This window comes from Dactylosporangium darangshiense (genome assembly GCF_039537565.1).
GTDB classification, from domain to species: domain Bacteria; phylum Actinomycetota; class Actinomycetes; order Mycobacteriales; family Micromonosporaceae; genus Dactylosporangium; species Dactylosporangium darangshiense.
This window is the reverse complement of record NZ_BAABAT010000159.1, coordinates 1-2,136: the sequence shown is the minus strand read 5'-3', so window position 1 is coordinate 2,136 and position 2,136 is coordinate 1. Positions and strand designations below refer to the sequence as shown.

Sequence of the window (2,136 nt, the reverse complement as noted above, 5' to 3'; positions counted from 1 at the left end):
CACTCACACCCACCCAAGAACTCCTCACCAACATCTGGACCGAACTCCTCCACCACCACCACATCACCACCACCGACGACTTCTTCGACCTCGGCGGACACTCCCTCCTCGCCACCCAGGTCATCTCGCGTGTCCTTGCCACCTTTGGCGTCGAGGTCGCGCTGACAGCGCTGTTCGAACACCCGACCATCGCCGAGCTCGCGGTCATGATCGACGCCGACGTGACTCCGACCGCCCCGCCGATCACGCCCGCCGATCGGACGCAGCCGCTACCCCTGTCGTTTGCTCAGCAGCGGTTGTGGTTCCTGGATCAGCTTGAGCCGGGATCGACGGAGTACAACGTTCCGGCTGTGATGCCGCTGGCCGGCCCGATCGATCCGGCGGTCGTGGCCGATGCGTTGACGACCGTGGTGGCACGGCACGAGATCCTGCGGACCCGCCTGGTCGCCGGCCCCGACGGCGTCGCCTACCAGGTCATCGATCCCCCGGCCCCGGTCCCGCTGGAGGTCCTCGAGACTGCCACCACCGACGACGCCCGCACTCTGATCAACCAACACGCCCAAGCCGCGTTCAACCTCGCCACCGGCCCCCTACTCCGGGCCACCCTCATCCGCGTCAACGACCGCAACCTCCTCGCCCTGTACATGCACCACGTGATCAGCGACGAATGGTCCGCCGGCATCCTGCGCCGAGAACTCACCACGCTGCTCACCGACGGGTCACTGCCGGAGCTATCGGTGCAATACGCGGATTACGCTGTCTGGCAGCGTCAATGGCTCGCCGGCGAGGTCCTGGACACCCAACTCGACTACTGGCGCACCCAGCTCGCGGACCCGCCCGTGCTGGAGTTGCCGACGGACCGGCCCCGCCCGGCGGTGCGGTCAGCGGCCGGCGGCCTGGTCGAGTTCACGATCCCGGCCGACGTGACGACCCGGCTACGGGAACTGTCCCGGCAAAACGGCACCACCATGTTCATGACGCTGACCGCCGCCTACGCCGTGTTCCTGGCCCGACACACCGGCCAGGACGACATCCTGATCGGCACCCCCATCGCCGGCCGCAGCCGCGCCGAAACCGAAGCACTGATCGGATTCTTCGTCAACACCCTCGTCCTACGCACCCAACTCGACGACGACCCCACCTTCGCGGAACTGCTGGCGCGCACCCGGACCACCGCCCTGAACGCCTACGCCCACCAAGACCTGCCCTTCGAACAACTCGTCGACGAACTCGTCCACCACCGCGACCGATCCCGCACTCCCCTGATCGACACCGTGTTCACCTACGCCGCCACCGGTGACGCCGGCGGGGTGTGGGGGGCAGATGTGTTGTCGGCGAAGTGGGATCTGACCTTGACGGTGCTGGATGGCGGCGAGACGTTGACCGCGGCCCTGCAATACAGCACGGCCCTGTTCGACCACACGACGGTGACGGACTGGGCCGCCCGGTTCTCGGTGTTGCTGGCCGGCGCGGCCGCCGAGACGGAAGTGCCGGTATCCCAGCTGCCGGTGTTGGATGCCGCGCAGCAGGCGTGGCTGGCCGAGTGCAACGACACCGATGCGCCGACGCGTGCTGTGTCGATTGTGGAGGTGTTCGAGACCCAGGCGGCTAGCCGGCCGGACGCGGTCGCCGTCGTCGACGGCCAGCAGAGTCTCACCTACGCCCAGCTGAACACGGCCGCGAACCGGGTCGCCCGGTCGTTGCTCGGGGCCGGCCCTGGGACGGTGGTCGCTGTCCGGATCCCCCGCTCAGCCGACCTCGTCATCGCCATGCTCGGTGTGCTCAAGACCGGCGCCGCCTACCTACCCATCGACGTGCACCACCCAGACGGCCGCATCGACGCGCTACTGCACGACGCCGCCCCACATGTGGTCCTCACCAGCGTCGACGTCCCGGCCGGGATGCCCGACGACAATCCAGGCCGGCGGGTCGACCCGGGACTACCGGCCTATGTCATCTACACATCCGGGTCGACCGGCACCCCGAAAGGCGTCATCGTCGGGCACCGGTCAGTGACCGCGCTGATCGCCGCGACCACCGGCCGGTACGGGTTCGGACCCGACGACGTGTGGACCCTGTTCCACTCCCCGGCATTCGACTTCGCCGTCTGGGAACTGTGGGGGGCGCTACTGACCG

General features: G+C 68.3%; 1 protein-coding gene. It reads left to right on the top strand.

The features are described from left to right. The coding region (locus tag ABD901_RS58400) for a condensation domain-containing protein (RefSeq protein WP_345144986.1) at window positions 1-2,136 on the top strand (2,136 nt) is incomplete at both ends.